The organism is Alteromonas sp. G4i13 (assembly GCF_054960505.1).
On the sequence record NZ_JBHNYX010000022.1, the window covers coordinates 60644 to 81606 of the forward strand.

The window sequence follows — 20963 nt, forward strand, 5'->3', positions numbered from 1 at the left end:
CAATTGTTGAGCCGAAAAATGTTCTTTGCTGAGACGGATTTTTTTAAGAATTGGTCAGATATTTTCCCAAAACTAACCGAGATTAAAAATAAGAATGGCTCCTTAATACCTTCTCTTAACTCTACTAAGTTTAGAAAGGTATTCGCAGGAGAAATGCTCTTAAACTGGGTTTCCAACATAAAAGATAAGGACGATCTTATCCGGCAAGTTGCAGCCGACCTGCAAAATTCAATACCGCTAGTGTATTTGCTTCAGTCATCCTCTGCGGAATCAATGATGGCTACAGCGATAGTTGGGTTACAAATGCGCTTTGTAGAACACCACCTGCAAGTTGCCGCAAACTTAAAATTTAACGAATCTCCACCTAAGTCAAAACGTGAAAAAAGATTTCTATGTGATTGCACAGATCCTAGCAATCCTGACTTTGAAGATAATTTAAACGTGGCTTTCTGTAAGCAGTATGACAACTGCCTTGGCTGCTCTAGAGCCGAAGTTTACGCTGAACATATTCCCAACATCATATTTAGATGTTTTCAGTATGAAGAAATATTACAGGCTAACAGAGACCTTTATGACGCAAATTATGCCGTAAAACATCTTAGAGCAAATCAAGTTTTAGACACCTTTAAGAGTAAAGCTTCACATGGCAATACAATTCACGCTGATGCTTTCAATAAAGCATATGAAGCGTGGCAAAGTCCTGAAACTTACCTCTTACCACCATTAATTCATATTAACGCTTAAAGTATAAGGTGATTCATGAAAGCAACGAATTTACAACGTAAAAGTAATCACAAATTTTACTCTGAAATTTCCGAAGATAAACAGAAGAATTTAGGTACTAAATTATGGCAACAACTTAAAGAGTTAGAACAAATTTATGATCAAAAGCCAATGTCGAAATTTTATGGTGAAAACAAATTTTCAGATATGAGCTGGAAAGTAAGCGATGTAAAAAACATAAATTGGAACAAGATATTAGAAGAGTCAGAATCTAATTACCCCTTGATACTGCTGTTAAAGATAACTGCATACCACTATATCCAAGTTCTTGGTAAGGTCGGTGAGATTTTCGTCGGAAACCTGAATCAGTTTAACTCTATATTTGGAAAACGATTTTCTGAAATGGGTATTTTAACTGCACCTAAAAACCAACTATTTACACCTGCTAGTATTATTTCGGAAGACCTAATTAAAGAATGGGTTACCGATGCCGCAGATAACAATGAAATCAAAGCACCAATGAGCTTAGATATTCTAGAAAAAATGGAATCAATACCATTATCTAGGTTTCACGGTCTAAAACAGTTGAAAATGGAGTGTTCTTTCCCTTGGAAAGACCATAATGGAGAAGGAGGTATAACCAAGCGACAAAATTATTTAAATGAGCTACTAGGAGCAAAGGCAACTAGAACTGAAATAAAGCATTATCAACCATTTTCAGAAGCCGTTTGCGCTCAGATCTTAGATTTTTCGATACCAATCGTCACCGATTATGCTAAAGATCTTGAGGCTGTTTTCAAATTGGCTGATGATCTTAATAACTTTATTCCGGCAAACAAAAAAGTGTTCTCAGCGAAAGGTCGAGATAAAGTTTTGGAATACTCAAACACTCTAAACAAAATTCTGCCTTATAAATTGCAAGGTGGATATCAATTAAATATTAGCTATATAAATGATTTGTACGATACCGTTCAAGCAGCATCCATTTGGATAATCTTACTCACAAGTGCAATAAGAAATGTAGATCTACGTAAGAACCTATTTAAACAGTGCTATATAAAAGATAAGGATTCGGATCTTATTCATTATTTAGTAACCGATATTCAAAAGACAAAACTAGAGGACTTTGTAATACCAATCCCGGCTCTGACCGTACAAGCAATCGATTTTTTAAATAATATCAATCAAGCTCCAAGTGATTGTTCTAATCTAATCGTTCGTCGTGTTCTTGAACGAAGTTCTAAAAAGGCAAAAACCTATTACTACTCAAATGGACAACAGATAGGTGCCCTATTACGAAAAATGGCAGCGTTAATTAATGTTGACCTACTGGATGAGCTTAAAGAGTGTGACAATGATGAAGGCGTAGCTCATAGATGCAGAGCGACAATGGCAGGCTGGATAGGAACTAATTCACCATTAGCTGTTTTACTAGTGAGACGACTCTTTGGTCACACCAATGGTGTTATGCCAGATCATTATTTGAGGAACAACACATTAGTTAAAGCTGAACGAAAAAAAATTCAGCAACAAACCTATATTAAAACGGCTGATGAATTTGCTGAAGCTATAGTCAACGAAACCTTTAGCGGTGGTTCAAAAAAAAGTATAGAAGCGTCTAAAGAAATTCTGAAGCAAAAAATAATCAAAGACGCTGAAATTAAAAACCAATCATTAACTCAAGGAGAGATACGAAAACAATTAAAGCAAAGAATAGCAGATATATTTTATCGCAAGCTATACCACGGTGAGGTTATTGGGTTAATGACACCACTGTCCTTCGTCTGCCTAAGGAACCCTGCATCAACAATAGATGCTCCATGTTCGATTGATTCATCTAAACAAAAAAGATTTAACCAGAAAATAAATCAAGTATTTTCCAAATCACTTCAAATGACAGGGCTTCCAGAGCTTGAAAATTGTAAAGGTCCTAGTTGCATGCACTCATTTTTATATGACAGCCCCTTAGGCAAATTGTTACTAAACCAGTTCAAATACTACATTTCCTACTTAGAAGGTTTAACCGAATCTGATGTCGATTTAGACATGGAATCTCAAAATTTTATTGAGTTGTATTATGGTCCATTATCAGAAGTTTACCCCGATGAAATGAATCAATACTCAAATTCAGAGGAAGTCTAAGTATGAATTTGGAGCCGATGTTTTTAAAACCTAAAGATGACAATGATCGACTAAATAATTTGGAACTTGCTTATACGTTAAAAACAGCCGAAGCAATTAGAACTGGTAAACTCAGAACAGTCGCAACAATGGATGCCATTTGTAAGCTAGCTCTTGTAGACCCGACCTACGCTTATGGACATAAAAATCCAAGTGAAAAGGATTTAGGACGTTATAAAGCTTTCCAAAAAAAAGTTAACGATTTCGCTAAGGACTTTAAACAGTTGCAGAAAGAAAGCGAAAATGAGGTAGAAGAAAATAAAGACGTACTCAAAGCAGCACGGGAGCAATTATTTAAGTTAGCTATCGAAAAGAATGACTTGATAAACAAGTACCAGAAGTTGCTAAAGCAGAATAAAAATCTTGAGTCTGAAGCACTCGAAACACAGCTAACAAACACAGCATCATCACCACGAGTAAATGAAAACACTATCAATGTTATTTGCCCTGACGAAACACTCACATATAACGATCAATATGACTTTTATAATAACGAACTAAGAGAAAAAGCATGGAATGAAGCAAGAGCTAAGTTTCAGAAGCTAATGAAAAGAAAAATAGCTCAAAGAGTGTTCTTGTTAGTTGGTCTTCCATGTTCAGGCAAGTCAACATGGATAGAAAAAAGGGAGCTTATTAGTGATAGACATGCTGTCATTATAGATGCCACAAACCTAACTAAAGGTGATAGAGCTGAGTGGATTATGCTAGCCAGAAAATGTGTTGACATAAAAATTAGAGCGGTCTTATTCCTTACCGATTTTTCCACCATAAAGTCCAGAAACACTCAAAGGCGTAATCAAGGGAAATATATAGATGTCTCGATATTAGAGGCCAAAGAAAAGAATTTGCAACCAATTGATGTACGTTTTGAAGATTTCGATGAAATTGAAATTATACGTGAAGATTAACGATTACTAGCTTGAGCAACAGTTTATGAATAATGTCTACGAATTCCCCACAAGCCCAAGTAAAAGTGATATTACTAGGTATCGAAACATTCAACAACAAGTTGAAGTTTCACAAACTGAAGCGATCACAAAAGTGCAATCAGGTGATACAGGGTTGCCAATACTAATCACTTCGTCAGGCTTTCTTCATGAACATGCGAATAATTTCTTACTTACCAGATTTTTTCACTTCGACTTTTTCAATCAACTTGTAGAACTTAATAGCAGAAAAAAAACGTTTAAAAAAGTTACAATAAATACCTTAAATAATTATGCCGACCATATCAGAAATTGGCTAAACATTTGCGAGAGTCAAGGAGTCAGCTATCTTGAAGTCGATGAAGCATTTTTGAATGGTGTATTAGAAATATTTAGAGATCCTGATCTCGACGACAATGAAATGCCTATCACCGAAAGATCTATCGAAAATTATGTTGATACATGGAGGCTGTTTTACAATTATCTTTCATTAATGAAGATCAGCCATAAAATGACCTTCCCTAATAAAGTAACTAAAACAAGAGACAAAACCGACGCTGAAAAAAACTCCGACATGTATAACTATGCTCATAGTTCAACAACAACTTATCAAGACGATCCTTTGATTAAAAATAGCCGAATAATCAAAATAAAAAATTATGCTAGTCAGGCGTTAACTGAATATCAATTTAATATGTTGCTCGAAGAATTAGGCAAAATTGATTTGGTATACAAAATTATGGCAAAAGTACAACTTGATACACTAATGCGCATAAATGAAATTGTTCATTATTTTCCATATGAGGCTAACAACTTAAATCCAGATTGGATGAATTTTGCGATGATGAGACAGTCGAACATGGATTTTCAAGTGTTACATTTTATTGGTAAAGGTCAAATAAAGAGAAATATCGATGTAGATATTAGAACAATGAAGTTTATTGATGATTATTACCTTACTGCCAAATTGGAAAATATTAACGCAGATGTAACCATTTATGATTATCGTAAATCTTTATTTTTAAGTAACTTTCTGAAATCTAAACACGGTAAAAAAAGCAATTACAACTATAGCTCAGATATCATTTGGCTTACAAAAACAGGCAGACCTGTATCCAAAACTATGTACCGTAATGCATTTAAGAAAGCAGCCAAAATATTGAGGGCAACAGGCATCATAAACATGAGGACGATCATTAGGCCACATGGTCTAAGACATACGGGCACCACATTAAGGCTTGTAAAATATGGAGAAGAAACTGGTATAGATATTAGTGTTTCTAACATTGATGATATTGCCGCTTTCTTACGGGAACTTTTAGGGCACTGCGACGAAAACACAATTCGCCTATATATTTCAACTGTAAGAAAACTACCAATTGGTGAACTAGGTAAAAAAACGATGCACGAGTATAAAGATAAATTCGGCACAGGATTACATAAGCATCCATCAGTACAAATAGAGCTAGACAAGTTTTAATCCGCTCTCCTAATTTTTTAGCCATATATACAATGAGCACTTTTTAGGAAATCAGAGTTTCTAACTATCACCCAAACTTGGCATTTATTACTTCCATGCTTTTTTTTAAAAACATGAAATTCAAAGGCTGTTTTGAACATTTTTCGTTCAAAAATAACTTCCAGTGCCAGATTTTTCTTATGTTTTTAAAAAAGCATGGATCTAATAATTAGGTCTTTATTGTAGTTACGCATAACACACAATGAGCACCATTAAAGCTTACTTTTCAATGACTTATGATAATGCTAATATTGTATGGCTAGTAAGGAGTTAAAATGAGCAATTATCTAAAACCACGAAAACTCAAAGGTTCGCTATTATCTGGGTCAAATAATTCACCAGCGATAAAACTTACTGTGCCTCAAAATGTTCAGTTGTTGGCCGTCGTGAGAACAAAGGGAGGAAGCGGTGAAAAGCACTTAGTCAAAGCGCTATCTCAGGCTCTCTTAGACAAACATAAAAGAGTATTTATTTGCCTTGAGACTTATATTAAAAGTAATGACCTACTTTTAACTTACTATTATTCTAACCCTTTGAATAAACTAATTGATATTGAAAAAATTCCTGAATCCCAAGGTGGATTTTTAAACCTTAACTGGAGATTTAATAATAACTTAGAGAAATTGTTCAGCATACTAAAGCATGAGCAAAATGTTTCGATTATTTTCACTTGCAATACCAGCGGCGCAGGGGAAATGGAGTCACGTATAAAGCAACTAGAGAGGTTTTGTGACCAGATCTATATGTCAGTATGCATTGACACACTTGAGTCTATAACCCCAGCCAAAGGCTTTTGTGAAAACCCAACTGTAGATCAAAGCAAGATTACATTCGGCTGTTGGTTAAACAAATCAACAGATGAAAAAAAACTGTATCATCTAGCTTTAGTCAGTTCCAAAGAGTTTAGAACAAGCGATTTATCAAAGATAAAACACAAGGCTCGATTACCAAACATTAATTTATAAAGAAGAAAAATTAATCAAAATTTGCATTATTGCTAATGAAGTCCGTTAGCAACTTAACTCAATGTATTTCATTTAAAATATTTTCATAAAAACTTCCGCAGTATAACTATCTGATTTTTATATTAGATTTTTTACCTACAGTACTCATTGTGTACTATGTTGTTGATTTTATTACGTTTTCTAATTTTAATTTTCAAATTCAACATTATAATAGAGTAAATAATGTACTGGAATTGATTGGTTGATTGGTTGAAATTAAAGAGAAATGTATGAATAAAGATAGTTCGGTAGTAACACTTAAAAAGGCAGGTCGAAAACCAGAGGTTACACTAGCGCAAGTAATAAAAGCGGCAGATATATTAAAACAACAAAAGCGAGATATAACTGGCTGGACTCTACGCGATGTAATCGGGTCTGGTGGACCTAACTATCTCAATGAATTATGGCTTGAACATAAAAAACAAGCTGGTATAGCGCCAGATGATATACAGCCTGCTAATGAAGAACACGTGCTATCTACTGAATTAGAACAAAAAGTAAATTCTTTTCTCGCTGATATTTCGACCCAAATAAACAACTTTGCACTAGAAAGTGATCAGTTGGCTATCCGTATCGCAGAAAGAAAAGCAAAAGCAGCATACGAAACATTGATGACGACAAACAAGCAGTTAGTTGATGAGCAAGATCTGGCGAACCGAATGGTCGAAGAAGCCGATACACTAAATCAACAACAACTAGAGGCATTGCAGTTATTAGAAGAAAAAAACATTGCTCTCTCAAGTACAGAGCAACAACTACTCACCAAGATTGAAAAACTTGAAGCCAATAATTTGAAAATCCAAAAGGATTTGGAAGATTGCCGTAATTCTCTTGAATCTGAAAAAGCTAAAGTTTCAGAATTAGAAAAGTCTGAAGTTAAGCTCGCCACGAAAGTAGAAATTGCTAATGATGATAAAAATAAAGTATTTGATAACTTAACAAATATCCAGAAAGAGCTGGCTGAAGCCGTTGTTAAGCTTGAGGCGCTTGAAAAATTAGTTAAAGACAAAGACCTAACAATTGAATCTCTAAAAACGTCTGTAAAATGAAGTTAGTTACAAAGTTGACAGATTGGGCGATAGTAGAAGTTGTCGATGCTGATATTGGTGTGCATTTAAAGCCTCTATTTTTATGGGGTATCGTGCAAGAAGACCAGCTTGGAAGATATGAAACTGGTAACTATGTCTGCACTTCATTAATTAAATCAATTGCCCCTAAATTAATGCAAGTCGTCACTAATTCAAATAATACCTATGAGCTTTTAGGCAGCGGACAACGAATTAAAGTATCAGTAAAAGAGTTCAAAAAGCTCGTTGAAGGCTATTCACCTGACGAAATATCAATTCTCAGATCGATTACGTCACTAAATTAATTCATGGCCCTTATTGTTTAATAACAACTTAAAGAATACGAACATTTTATTTACATCCCGCCAATAACAAACCCAATACAATAATTTGCTTGTTTTAATGTAAAACAACTCGTAAAGTAATCTACGTAAAGTAAACCCACCTTTATTTTAGGATTGTGATGAAAATCGGCTATGCACGAATAAGCACAGACGAACAATCAGAAAGCGCCCAATTAGATGCGTTAAAAGCGGCAGGCTGTGAGCGAATTTACCAAGAAATATGCAGTGGTAAATCAAAGCAGCGTCCAGAACTTGCGCGTTTGATAGATGCCTTACGAGCAGGTGATATTGTTGTAGTTCAGCGTTTAGATAGGCTTGGGCGAAGCTTAAAGGATTTAATTGAATTACTTGATGGCTTTAAATCTGAGCAAGTTCAGTTTATCAGCCTTAATGAAAATATAGATACAACGACTGCTATTGGTGAATTGGCATTTCATATGATCGGTTCAATCGCCCAATTTGAGCGAAGACTAATATCAGAGCGAACCAAAGCAGGTTTAGAAGCGGCAAGAGCGAGAGGCCGTAAAGGTGGTAGGAAGCAAAAGCTGACTATTGCTGACATTAAGAAAGCTCAAGCAATGTTGCTCGATCCTAACATGACAAAATCTGATGTAGCTAAGTACTTTAATGTAAGTCGCCCAACACTGAATAAATGGCTGAAGTGAAGAATGAGCTTGGAGCAAAAATGAATAATAATTTGGAAAAATTAGAACAGCTTAAATCGGTTCTAAGTAAACACTTAACATCAGAAACGATAGATCATGATCTAGTACTTGAATTAAGCCATAAAATAGCTTCATTAGAAAAAGATAAGGTACGGTTTTCAATTGACGCAGGGGTTATTGATCGACTTGGACAGGAGCTTGTTGCTAGACAGGAGACAGCAGTTTCAGAGCTGGTTAAAAACTCATACGATGCTGATGCAGAACTTGTAACGCTGACTTTTAAAAATTCCGATGACTTAGGCGGCAGTTTGATCATTGAGGATGATGGTGATGGTATGACATATGATGAGTTGGTAAACGGTTTTATGCGAATATCTTCTTCATCTAAATTTCATAATCCATTATCGAAACGTTTTAAGAGACAAAGAGCGGGTCAAAAAGGCATTGGGCGCTTTTCTGTTCAACGCCTTGGATTTGGATTAACAATAATTACTCAAACAAGCGGTAGTAATGAAGCCATAAGGTTAGACATAGATTGGAATGAGTATCAAAGAGATATCAACCTTTTAAGTATTTCAAATAAACTAGAATATTTTGAAAAAAATAGAGAAAAAGGGACAACACTTATTATAAAAAACTTACGTGATAAGTGGAGTAAAGCTGCAATTCAAAGAGTTTATCGGTATGTTTCAAATATAATACAGCCTTTCTCCTTGTCTGATGTCGTTCAGGATGAAACATCTATAGATGAAATCAAACAATTAGATCCCGGTTTTAAAGCTCGATTTTATAAAAGCGTAAATGGTCAACCGCCAGAAACAGTTGCAGATCGTTCAGTAATGGTATACGACCATGCTGTTGCTGAAATTCAAGGGTATATTGATGAAACTGGAATAGGTATATATACAATTGATAGTAAAAAGTTAAGCATAAATGAAATTGGGGAAATTGGTAATGACCCTGATGATTCGACTATTCCTTTTACTGCATTGAATAATGTTCGTTTTAAAGCTTACTATTATATTTTTGATTCAGATCTGATATCAAAAGTACATTCGACAAATATTAAAAAACTGACTGATAGAGAAGGCGGAATTAAGCTGTATAGAAACGGCTTTAGAGTTTTACCCTACGCAGAGGCTGGCAACGACTGGTTAGATCTGGATCGTTCTGTAAGAAGACGGACAATACTACCACCTCATTCAAATAATAATTTTTTGGGATTTGTCGAAATTAAAGATCCAGAGAATATTTTCAATGAAACTTCTAGTCGAGAAGGACTCATTGAAAATGATGCCTTTATGCAATTGCGTAATTTTCTTCATCGAACAATTTTAACAGGAGTTATGAAAGTCGCAGCCGCGAGAAATATTAAATTAACACCCTCGCAAAAAAAAGAAAAAGGTGTCTACGAAGAAATAAGCGTCCGTATTAAGAATATAGCTAAAACTATTGAAGAGCTTGAAAGAGAGTTTGATGTAGAAGATGGGATTAGTAAATCTAAACGTAAGCGTAATACAAAAAAAATAAAGGATGCAGTAGAAGAGCTAGATGCGCTGCACAAATCTGAATTAAAGAAGACCATTAAAGAACGTTCAATGCTCAGAGTCCTCAGTAGTGTAGGCTTGACGGTATCGCAATTTGTTCATGAAATAAAGCATCATATGGATCATGTTAAAAGTGATATCGCATTTTTAATATCAGAATTGCAAGGAAATGCCAAAGCACTAGAACGAGCAACTATATTACAGGCTAATTTTCAATCATTTAGTGACTACACTTCATATTTTAACGATGTTGTGTCTCAAAATATTATTAGAGATATTCGCCCACAAAATATGTGGAAAGTCATTAATGACTTTGTTCATACAATGAGTTCAGACGCAGATAAAGCAGGGATTAAAATACTGCCCCCTATCTTTCATAAAAATTGGCTATATACCAAGTCGATGCACCCTTCTGAATGGTCATCAATACTCTTTAACTTTTATACTAATTCTAAAAAAGCAATTAAAAGAGCCAAATCAGAAGGCAAGATTCAAATTGAATGTGGTGAAGAAAACGACCTTATATACGTTGAATTTTCTGATAACGGTGATGGTATAAAGTCTGGTTCAGAAGACAAAATTTTTGAAGAGTTTTATACAACGACGAGTGTAGAAACTTTGGAAGAATTAGATCAAAACACTGAAATACTAGGTACTGGTTTAGGTCTCAAGATTACAAAGGATATTGTCAAAGGATATCGAGGTAATATTTTTGTAGCATCTGCAAAAGGAGAATTTGCAACATGTTTAAGGGTAGAAATTGGAAAAGCAACTGATAAGGAGTTAGATGAACATGGCATATAAGGTAGTATATATAGAGGATTTAGACGCAGATTCTGTGCTGCATGACTTATCTTTATTCGACTTAGCTATTGAGCATTGCAAGCCAACAACTTTCACAGAAACTATTGCCAATGTTGATAGTAAAATACCAGATCTTATTTTAATGGACTTCAGACTGATGGCAGGTGGTGGAGAAGTTGATGCTCCTGCTATCGCACAATACTACAGAAGCAGAGCAATTGACCATCCTGAGAAAAATATACCGATAGTTCTTCTGTCAAATGACAGTAAAATTCACGGTTATTATGATGATTTTACTAGTCATGATTTATTTGATTTTTCAATAAGTAAAGAGTACTTATCAGAGAAGAAAGACAAGTATGCGCTTTTAATAAAAGAACTAATCGACTCATATCAGACCGTAGCTGAACTGCAAAAACAAAAGCAAGAGCTAATTCAACTTCTGAATGTCCCCGAAAGTATTAAAGATGATCTTGATCCTAGGATAAATGAAACACTTTCAAGTAAAAAATTTCAATCAAACACTTATATGGTATCAGCTTTCATTCTCAATAGTATTGTCAAACCGATTGGAGTCTTAATTGGAGAGGATGTCTTATCTGCCAGATTAGGAGTAAGTAAGTCATCTAGAGACTGGAATTTACTCTGTGAGCAACTGGATGAGGTTGCATATAAGGGATTATATTCTGGTGCTTATAGAAGATGGTGGTCAACAGGCGTCGATAATTGGTGGTTAAGGGATATTTGCGAAACTAACCACTTAAGACGTCTAAGCTCTGACCAAAAATTAGAAGCCCTACACCTGAAATTTGGAGATATGCAGTTAAATAAAGTTGAAGGTGATCCTATGACTAAAACGGATAGTTTTTGGTCAGTTTGCCAGTATAGTTTTGTTCCAGTTGATCCCAGTGAGGCTTTTGAAATTCAACCCGACTTAACTACCTATCCTTGGCTAGAGCCAAAATACTACTCTTTTGAAAGTGTTAGGAATAATGATTTAAATGACAGCTTAACTGAACTAGAAAGAATCAGATTTAAAGAAATTGCTAGAAGGAAATAGCTCGGTGGAATGGTGTAAGACTCAATATGGAAAAGATTTAACGGAACTTGCGCGTTTAATTAATAAATTTGATGTTAGCCGAGTTTTTAAAAATATCGACAGCGCTTTGAATGTCGCCAGTGGAAAGCTTGCCAAAACAACTGGAGATGTGCTGTCTGTTAATGTGGCAGGTGTTGAATTAATTTTGAAGAAGAAAATTTCAGGAACAATACCTCATGATTTAAATTCAATTACAATATTTCTTGAGGTTAATAGTGAATTTGATCTCTCAAAAGACATAGCCACACAAGATAGAATTTTAGATTCTTATTGTTTTCAAATGGAGATTATAGGCATAAATGAAGATGGCTCTCACTTCAATGCTTGGCATTTAGACAAGGACATTAGAGTCCAAGGAGCAAATGCTCCGAAGTATGATCACCCATTGTACCATTTCCAAATTGGAGGAAACCGTTTGGAAGATAAGCCGATGAGTGGAGCTGTTTTTGTTGGAGCACCACGCCTCCCTCATCCACCAATGGATATAATTTTAGGTATTCACTTCATAATGAAAAATTTTTGTAGCACTAAGGATTATCCATTTGTGACGAAGCTATTTATTGATCCCAGTTATCAAGACATCGTTGACAGAGCAAAAAAGAGACTATTTAGTCCCTACTTCAAAGCTTTTTCCGACGGAAATCAACACGAGGACTTCACCCTTAAAAATGTTTTCCCGATGGCTGTCTAATGAAGAAAGAGCTATTCAAATTCCTTAAATCATACTCTTGTGGAACGGAAGAAACAAACAGGTTAATTGTATCTTCGTTCGTTGAAGAAAATAAACTGCGCGGCATAAAAAACAAACAAATTAGTTCTCTCATAATTAAAGAAAGTGACTCTGATTACGAGCAATTCTGTTTGTTTAAAGAACTATATCAAATATCGACTATTGAAGAGCTAATTACCGCATTTGAGTTTGTAATTTCTCCCGAAGAAAAAGTAGTTACTGGCGCTGTATATACCCCGAAGAGTATTCGAGATTTTATAGTCAACGCGTCTTTAGCAGATTCATTGCCATTAAATCCTACCGTATGCGACTTGGCATGTGGATGTGGTGGTTTTCTATACACAGCAACCGAAGCTTTAAAAGAAAAACTAAATTTATCTTTTTATGAAATTTTTAAGAGATATATTTTTGGCGTAGATTTGATGGATTATTCAATCCAACGTTCTAAGATCCTTTTATCTTTACAGGCAATTGTCGCAGGTGAAGATCGCAAATATTTCGATTTCAACTTATATGTTGGAAATTCATTAAATTTTGATTTTAGTTCCTATATAGATAATTTTAAAGGTTTTTATCTGATTACAGGCAATCCACCATACGTTTGCTCTAGGAACATTGACGGGGATTCGAAAAAATTACTTTCAAAATTTGAAGTATGTGCTTCTGGCCATCCTGATTTATATATTCCATTTTTTGAAATAGGGATAAATTTTTTAAGTGCAGAAGGAAAACTTGGCTACATAACGATGAATTCGTTTTTTAAAAGCTTAAATGGAAGAGCTTTGAGAGAGTATTTTAGTAACAGAAAATTTAGCTTAAAGATTTTAGACTTTGGTGGTTTACAAGTATTTGACGCTAGATCCACTTACACATGCATTTGCTTTATAGAAAAAAAAGAAACAAATGCGGTTGAATATAAGAAAGTAAATAATATTAAGAAACTTAGTGCTAAAAATTTTAAAAATATAAATTACGATAAGCTAGATGATTACAATGGTTGGAATTTTCAGTCTTTCAGAATAATTTCTAAAATAGAGTCCGTAGGACAGCCGTTTCAGAAGGTTTTTAAAACTAGTACAGGTATTGCCACATTAAAAAATAATATTTTTATAATTGATGGTAATAGCTTTGATGATGCTTATTATCTATTGGAAAGTGGGCATAAAATCGAAAAACAGTTATGTGTTGATATTCTGAACCCAAACAGATTCATTAGAACTGATGACGCTAGTAGCATTACAAAGAAAATAATTTTTCCTTATGAATATGTAGAAGGTTCAGCTCGTATTATTCCTGAAGATAGATTCAAAAAATTATACCCTTGTGCATATCGCTATCTTCTGAATTTCAAAATTGAATTATCAGAAAGAGATAAAGGGAAAGGTAAATACCCTGAGTGGTATGCGTATGGTCGAACTCAGGGCTTGGAAAAGAATCGGTTCAAGTTATTATTTCCCCATATAACCCCTATAATACCTAATTATGTATTAACCGATAACATGTCTCTTCTCTTTCACAATGGGTTGGGCTTACTGTCTAATGATAAAGACCTCTTATTATTAGCCAAGAAGATCATGAGTTCTAAGCTCTTTTGGTTCTATATTGTAAATACTAGTAAACCATATGGCTCCGGATATTTCTCGCTAAGCCGGAACTATATAAAAAACTTTGGCATCTATGATTTTACACAGGAACAGAAAGATTATTTGATGAATGAAACTGACCAAGAAAGAATTGATCGCTACCTTGAAGAACTATACGACGTAAATTTACCCTCGGAGGGTATCTAGATTTTGAATGACGCTCCTTTACGTCCTAGATCACACATTGTTGGTGATGTAGGACAAACGACAGTATCTCTCCAGTTTAAAAAATGGGGGTGGACTTCTGATATAGTCGAGTCTGATTACGGGGAAGATTTATATTGTGAAGTATTCGTTGATAACAGGCGAACAGCTTTAAACTTTCGATGCCAAGTGAAGTCGTATTATTCTAATAAAGGCCAAGTAAGAAAGCTTCGGTCTGGATGTTTTAGCATATCCATAGCTAGAAGCGTCTGTTCAATATGGGCAAAAAGTTATTTCCCTATAGTTTTGGCGGTATATGATGAGCAGGAGGATGTCGTATACTGGTCAGATATATCGCACCAAGTTCGTGAAAAGGTTACTAGTAGTGTAAATGAATCAATTTCATTAATTATTAAAAACAATGACCTCAGAAGTACTAAATCGTTATTAGAAAGTCAGGTTTGTGATTTTTATTCTAAATTGCTATCAATATCTGAACCTATGTTTTCATGTACTCTATATCCAGTTTTGATGCCACAGCACAGAACCCTCAATTTTCAAGAAATACATTCCATTATAAAACATGAAGAAAAAAGTGGGATGATATTCGAAACAATTCGTCAGTCATATGAGTTATTGCCTTCTTGGATAACATCGGTTGAGTGTACTTTCGACAATTTTTTATATGGTGTCGAAGTTATTTCATCACACAATAGTATTGATGAATTTATTGATAAATTAAAAAGGGAGCTTTTAACAATTTCCTTAGATATTGAAGAAGGGAGTTGGCTTACGTTTATTGTATCCCCCATAGTACTCAAAGAAAAAAATGATTCAGAGACAGTTAATTCAAATGTTTGGGGTAAGCAGCTTACTGAGTGGTCGTCGTATAATATAATATCAAAAAATTGTTTCTTAGATGCTGATTACGCTTTTAGAGTCCCCAATGATTTTAAACGTCAGATAGGTAGAAGATCTAGAAGTTGGGATGGTCAATACTTTGTTTCGACGACTTTAGATATAGCAGTTCAAGTTTTATCAGAACAAAACACTACCCCCGCATTGCGTGAGTCTAACGCGAGATTTAAACAACAAGTTATTGGAAAGTTTGTTCCTTGGGTATGCCAAAGGGATAAAATTGTAGATCTGCAAGAACAATTGAATGAATATAATCTTGTATTTGTGGAAGTATCAGATAAAACGATTAGTACAGAATCAAATTGTATAAATGGCATCATTTCAGTTCCTCACTTTAATCCTGAATTAGGTTTATTGTCTATTACTGACGACTGGAAAAAGTTTAAAGATGGTGAAGTACGTTATCAACTTAGTCAGTTTGATTTGTTAAGCAAACTTTATGGCTATGAAGGAAGTGAGCAAATTACAGAATTCGTATTGAGTTTTTTCGACTCAATAAGTAATGATTTTCCTGAGCAAACGTTGGTATATGAAAATGAACATGTGGTAGGTATGCCACTACATCAAGATAAAAGAGAGATCATTTTTCAAAAACTAATTCAGGTTAACGAAATTCCTTCAGAACAAGTGTTGTCACAGCTAGAAATTGATTTAAAAAATAGTATTGATATTCAAATAGGCTCAAAGTTATCAAATAGTAAACTTAAAGTTGATTTAATTGATTACGGATTTTCTTTTGTTGTTTTCATAGCACTAAGTTATATACCTAATATTAATGAATCAACTTTCGTGGTATTGGAAAAATATAAAGATGAGATTTCTAAACTGCTGAATTCAAGCACTTTAAAAATATCTGATGTTCCAAGTAATTCAATGACCGAATATATTCTAAAAATATTTGGAGAGATTTATTTTGAAGAAGATGCTCTGCTTTAATTAAACAGGACACTTTAGTAATGGAAATCTATTTGATCTGAAAAGAATTTAGCTCAATTCTAAACTGACAAGTAACCGATTTAAAAACCGGAAACTGTGAGTTCAAGTCTGAGCTAGTACACTTCAGAGAACACTTTCTTTAGCGAGTTGAGTTCTCCAAAGAGATGCGTATTTGCCTTTTATTTGGAGCAGCTCCTCGTGTGACCCTTGCTCTGCTATTTGGCCATTTTCTACAAATAATATTTTGTCTGCATCTACTATGGTTGAAAGTCGATGAGCAATAACCAAGCTAGAAGCTGATTTGGATATTTCTTTAAATGCAGACAGAATTGCCTGCTCTGAATGACTATCAAGAGAAGAAGTTGCTTCATCGAAGATAAGAATTCGTGGATTTTTGAGAATAGTCCTAGCTATAGCAACTCTTTGTTTTTCACCTCCACTTAGTTTCAACCCACGTTCACCAACAATAGTTCCGGCTCCATCTGGTAACTTTGATATAAAATCATCCAAGTGAGCTAGGGCTATCGCACTTTCAACTTCCTCATCTGTAGCTGTCGGGCGACCATAACGAACATTTTCAAAAATCGAATCATTGAATAATACAGTGTCTTGAGGCACTACTCCTATGTTAACTCTCAAGGACTCCATAGTGACATCTTTTATATTCTGATCGTCTATATAAATGACACCGTCAGCAGTATCATAAAATCTAAATAACAATTTCATCAGCGTTGATTTTCCGTGACCACTAGGGCCAACGATCGCCACTTTCTCGCCAGATTCGACAGTAAAACTGACATTATTTATTATCGTTCTATTAGGATTATAAGCAAAAGAGACATTTTCAAATTTGACTTGCCCGTCGCTAACCTGAAGTTCTTTGGCATCAGATCTGTTAGTAATTTTAGGCTTTATAGCCATTAGCTTGAATAAGTGCTCTATATTAGCCAAAGATCCTTTAATTTCCCGATAAACAAGCCCTAGGAAATTTAAAGGCATGAATATTTGCATGATAAATGCGTTGATTAGCACAAAATCACCAAGTGTCATTGTTCCATTCGCTACATTCTGCGCAGCAAGCATCATCATTGCTGTTACAGCAACTGAAATAATGAGAGCTTGCCCACCATTCAAAGCAAACAAGGACAATCTATTTTTACGTTTAGCAAATTCCCATACTTCTAAGTTTTTGTCATAACGCTGAGCCTCAAAATGCTCATTAGAAAAGTATTTAGTAGTTTCGTAATTTAATAGCGAGTCAATCGCATGATTATTACTTTCAGAATCGGCCTTGTTCGCTTCCCTGATAAATTTTACACGCCAATCGGTAGTGATAACTGAAAAAGAAACATATGCGATGATGGCGACCAAAGTTATTACTGAAAATCCAACAGCGTAGTTATATATCAATACACCTATCACCATTGAAATTTCTATAAGTGTTGGGACTATATTAAAGACCATAAATCTCATCAGAAAATTAATCCCTGATGCACCTCTTTCAATATCCCTAGCCAATCCACCAGTTCTTCTATCTAGGTGGAATTCGAGGTCTAAGGTATTGAGATGCTTGAAAACATTTAAGCTAATTTGCCTAATCGATCTCTCAGTAACTCTGCCAAAAAGCAAGTCCCGGATTTCTCCAAAAACTACATTTGAAAAACGAACAAATCCGTAAGCTATAACTAACCCTATTGGTACAACTACAAGAGCTTGTGGAGAATTCTCGGATAAATCTAAATCATCTACGATGTACTTTAGAATGAATGGAAGGCCAACACTTGCGACCTTCGCTAGTACCATAAATGAGACCGCAAACATGACGCGCCTTTTATACTCAATCAAGTACGGAAAAATATCTTTTAATATTTTCCAATTGAAGCTATCGACCTCAACATCGCTTAAGCGGCTTCTTCTCATCGTTTGTACCAAAAATAGTTGTTATTATTAGGAATAGAGCTTGGGTTTTATCAAGAGGTATGTTGTTTTTGCATAAAAATAAGTCTTGATAATTTATACCATTAACCTATTGTTAAAATTAAAATAATTTTTATTCAAGAAATAACTTGCCAACATTGATTTAACGGTTTCAAAATTTAGCAGGCTGTCTACCGCCCGGGAATTGGTGGTCGAGTCTGCCTCATTCATCTGAGTAACAAAGCGAGTACGCCAATCCGTGGCTTTCATCGAAAAGCCAATGTAAGCCACCACGCTAACTACAATAATTAACGCGAAAGATACGCCAAACTGAAACAAGAGTAAGCCTACAACAAGAGTGATCTCTAACAGGGTAGGAACAATATTAAACACCATAAAACGCATGAGGAAGCTTACGCCGTTGGTACCGCGCTCTATATCTCGTGACAATCCGCCTGTGCGTCGATTTAAATGAAAGCCCAAGTCTAAGTTGTGCAAATGTTTAAAGACTTTTAGGCCAAGGCGGCGCATGGCACGCTCTGTAACCCGACCAAATAGCGTGTCTCGTACTTCGCCGAGCAAAACATTCAGTAAACGCAGTGTTCCGTAGGCAACGATAAGGCTGATAGGTACCGCTAATGCAAGCGTGGTTAGGTCGCCATTTAAGCTATCGACAGTGTATTTCAATACATAGGGTAGGCCGATACTGGCAAGTTTTGCTGCTACTAGGCACAGTAGAGCAAGAAATACACGGTGCTTGAACTCTAGGAGATAAGGCCAAAGCTGTGAGAGAACGTGCCATTTAACAGGTTCGTCGACATTGGTAGGAAAACGGTTTTTTCTCATTTTATAGTGTGCTTTATTATTGTGTTTACAGTGTTAGGAACGCGCTGATTCAAAAAATAGCTTTTCGTAAACGTTGTAATAGATATTGAGCTAACCTGCTCGTGTAGGGCGATTTTCGCTTTTTGAAGTACGTTTTGAAATAGGCTAGAGATTAAAATGGTCTTAATTATAGCGATGAATGTGTTTAATTTTGGTTTCACCGCGCGTACACTAGAGGTAGTTTAATTTAGTTACCTTGTTATTTACTCAATGTTTTACTGGCTTATGTTAGATTGAGAAAGCCGTGAATTGAATGACTAAGCAGCACAGGATTAAGGAGTTAGTTTGTTAGAAGATAGTTTCGGTAGACAGTTTCATTATTTACGTTTGTCAGTGACCGAAGCGTGCAACTTTCGTTGTCAGTACTGTTTGCCAGACGGATATGAAGGCCCGACGAGCGATCAGTTTATGACGCTAAACGAAATTGATACCTTGCTCAAAGCGTTCGCTAAGCTAGGTACGTCGAAAGTGCGCCTAACAGGCGGCGAACCAACGCTGCGAAGAGACTTTCTTGATATTTTACAGCTAACAAGTAATACGCCTGGTATCGAACGTGTAGCGATGACAACACATGGAGCGCGAATGGAAAAGTTTGCGCATCAGTGGAAAGAAGCAGGGTTACACCAAGTAAATGTAAGTATTGACAGTTTAGATCCCCGTCAGTTTGCCGCTATAACAGGACAAGACAAGCTTAAAGCTGTACTTCGAGGGTTAGACGCAGCGATTGATGCCGGCTTAGACGTGAAAGTGAACTCTGTCTTACTCAACGATTTTTCAGATAGCCGTCTTCATAGGTTTCTTGCTTGGCTAAAAGATATGCCAGTAACGCTCCGGTTTATAGAGCTAATGGAGACAGGCAACTTAAATCAGTTTTTCAATAAGCAACATCAAAGTGGTACGCCGCTAAAAAGTACGTTGTTAGACATGGGCTGGCAGCCTTTGTTGCGTAGAAAAGATGCGGGGCCAGCGCAAGAGTTTTACCACCCTGACTATGCCGGTAAAATTGGCTTAATCATGCCTTACAGCAAAGATTTTTGTAAAACTTGTAATCGACTACGTGTTTCTGCCCCAGGAAAGCTTCACCTATGCTTGTTTAGTGAAAATGGGATAGACATGAGACATCTTCTTGCCACTGGAAATGTGGATGAAGTGGTCGCTTTTTTACAAGATGTGCTGGGTCAAAAACACGAAACACACTATTTGCATGAAGGTAAAACAGGGGCAACCAAGCACCTTGCCATGCTGGGAGGCTAGTTAATTGGCTCTACGTTAAAGGAAAATGTAGGGCAAAATAAATACATCGAATAAGTTTGGTTTGTTGTAAAAATGAGCTATATTCAGCGGTGTAAGTATATTAAAAATAATAACGATAAAGGAAGTATATGCATATCAAGGACAGTGCGCGTCTCTCCTACCACTATATAACCGATAAAGACGCCGATTTTTTATGGGTGCTCGACCAAGACGAGCTCGTCATGAAGTATATCAATGGTGGTAAAAAATCCTCTAAAGAAGACATTCGCGATATTTTTGTTCCTCGCTTCCAAGCTTATTCCAACCCTGCTTTGGGGTGGGGGCTCTGGCGCGTGGAAACGCTAGTCGAAAAGGAAAGCATTGGTTGGATTTTAGTTCGTCCCTTTGGCTTTTTCACACAACACCCCGAAAGTGACAATATGGAACTAGGGTGGCGTTTTAAGCGCCATACGTGGGGGCAAGGCTATGCAACAGAAGCCGCACAAGCTGTGAAAGAAGCGCTGTATGATATAGGTGTTGAAAAATTCTCTGCTATTGCTAACCCGCAAAATAGTGCGTCTATCAATATTATGAAAAAGCTAGGAATGACGTTTAGTCACGAGCTCGAGTATAAAGACAAACTCTATCATGAGACAGTAGTCGTCTATTCTAATTAAG

16 protein-coding genes and 1 pseudogene are annotated in these 20963 nt (G+C 35.7%); 15 read left to right on the forward strand and 2 right to left on the reverse strand.

Annotation, left to right across the window (positions count from 1 at the left end):
• Window positions 1-6: 6 nt before the first annotated feature.
• From ACFI6J_RS12380 to ACFI6J_RS12440, 13 genes are all read left to right on the forward strand, one after another.
• The gene (locus ACFI6J_RS12380; protein ID WP_462586176.1) at window positions 7-744 is read left to right on the forward strand and encodes a hypothetical protein; all 738 of its coding nucleotides are present in this window, start codon (window positions 7-9) and stop codon (window positions 742-744) included.
• A 15-nt stretch (window positions 745-759) separates the two neighbouring features.
• Window positions 760-2865 (forward strand): hypothetical protein, encoded by a 2106-nt coding sequence (locus tag ACFI6J_RS12385; protein ID WP_462586177.1) that lies wholly within the window; start codon window positions 760-762, stop codon window positions 2863-2865.
• Window positions 2866-2867: 2 nt separating this feature from the next.
• Complete coding sequence (locus ACFI6J_RS12390) at window positions 2868-3812, forward strand: AAA family ATPase (RefSeq protein ID WP_462586178.1); 945 nt, start codon at window positions 2868-2870, stop codon at window positions 3810-3812.
• A gap of 25 nt (window positions 3813-3837) precedes the next feature.
• Window positions 3838-5310 carry a hypothetical protein gene (locus ACFI6J_RS12395; protein WP_462586179.1) on the forward strand — a complete coding sequence of 491 codons (1473 nt, stop codon included), beginning with the start codon at window positions 3838-3840 and terminating at the stop codon, window positions 5308-5310.
• Between the two features lie 314 nt (window positions 5311-5624).
• Entirely contained in the window at window positions 5625-6314 is a 690-nt protein-coding gene (locus ACFI6J_RS12400) for a hypothetical protein (protein ID WP_462586180.1), read from the forward strand.
• Window positions 6315-6583: 269 nt separating this feature from the next.
• Window positions 6584-7402 (forward strand): DNA-binding protein, encoded by an 819-nt coding sequence (locus ACFI6J_RS12405; RefSeq protein WP_462586181.1) that lies wholly within the window; start codon window positions 6584-6586, stop codon window positions 7400-7402.
• The gene (locus ACFI6J_RS12410) at window positions 7399-7725 is read left to right on the forward strand and encodes a DUF6957 family protein (protein WP_462586182.1); all 327 of its coding nucleotides are present in this window, start codon (window positions 7399-7401) and stop codon (window positions 7723-7725) included. Before ACFI6J_RS12405 ends, ACFI6J_RS12410 begins: the two co-directional genes overlap by 4 nt.
• A 158-nt stretch (window positions 7726-7883) precedes the next feature.
• Window positions 7884-8429 (forward strand): recombinase family protein, encoded by a 546-nt coding sequence (locus tag ACFI6J_RS12415; RefSeq protein WP_462586183.1) that lies wholly within the window; start codon window positions 7884-7886, stop codon window positions 8427-8429.
• Entirely contained in the window at window positions 8417-10780 is a 2364-nt protein-coding gene (locus tag ACFI6J_RS12420) for an ATP-binding protein (RefSeq protein WP_462586184.1), read from the forward strand. The genes ACFI6J_RS12415 and ACFI6J_RS12420 overlap by 13 nt, the downstream gene beginning before the upstream one ends.
• A complete protein-coding gene (locus tag ACFI6J_RS12425) occupies window positions 10770-11840 on the forward strand; it encodes a hypothetical protein (RefSeq protein ID WP_462586185.1) in 1071 nt (356 codons plus the stop codon). The genes ACFI6J_RS12420 and ACFI6J_RS12425 overlap by 11 nt, the downstream gene beginning before the upstream one ends.
• Before the next feature lie 4 nt (window positions 11841-11844).
• Entirely contained in the window at window positions 11845-12570 is a 726-nt protein-coding gene (locus ACFI6J_RS12430) for a hypothetical protein (RefSeq protein ID WP_462586186.1), read from the forward strand.
• Window positions 12570-14399 carry an Eco57I restriction-modification methylase domain-containing protein gene (locus ACFI6J_RS12435; protein WP_462586187.1) on the forward strand — a complete coding sequence of 610 codons (1830 nt, stop codon included), beginning with the start codon at window positions 12570-12572 and terminating at the stop codon, window positions 14397-14399. Before ACFI6J_RS12430 ends, ACFI6J_RS12435 begins: the two co-directional genes overlap by 1 nt.
• 3 nt (window positions 14400-14402) lie before the next feature.
• The gene (locus ACFI6J_RS12440; protein WP_462586188.1) at window positions 14403-16250 is read left to right on the forward strand and encodes a DUF4365 domain-containing protein; all 1848 of its coding nucleotides are present in this window, start codon (window positions 14403-14405) and stop codon (window positions 16248-16250) included.
• 123 nt (window positions 16251-16373) lie between these two features.
• Here the strand turns inward: ACFI6J_RS12440 and ACFI6J_RS12445 are convergent, their stop codons facing one another.
• Window positions 16374-18170: an ABCB family ABC transporter ATP-binding protein/permease gene (locus ACFI6J_RS12445; protein ID WP_462586189.1), complete on the reverse strand. Its 1797-nt coding sequence runs from the start codon at window positions 18168-18170 to the stop codon at window positions 16374-16376.
• A 123-nt stretch (window positions 18171-18293) separates the two neighbouring features.
• Window positions 18294-19013 (reverse strand): annotated as a pseudogene (locus ACFI6J_RS12450) (ABC transporter transmembrane domain-containing protein); the annotation flags it as partial.
• Window positions 19014-19337: 324 nt separating this feature from the next.
• On the opposite strand from ACFI6J_RS12450, the gene moaA reads away from it, so the two are divergent.
• On the forward strand, window positions 19338-20306 hold the full coding sequence (gene moaA, locus ACFI6J_RS12455) for a GTP 3',8-cyclase MoaA (protein ID WP_156078142.1): 969 nt from the start codon (window positions 19338-19340) through the stop codon (window positions 20304-20306).
• Between the two features lie 128 nt (window positions 20307-20434).
• Window positions 20435-20962: a GNAT family N-acetyltransferase gene (locus tag ACFI6J_RS12460; RefSeq protein ID WP_156078143.1), complete on the forward strand. Its 528-nt coding sequence runs from the start codon at window positions 20435-20437 to the stop codon at window positions 20960-20962.
• The last annotated feature ends 1 nt before the right edge of the window (window position 20963 follow it).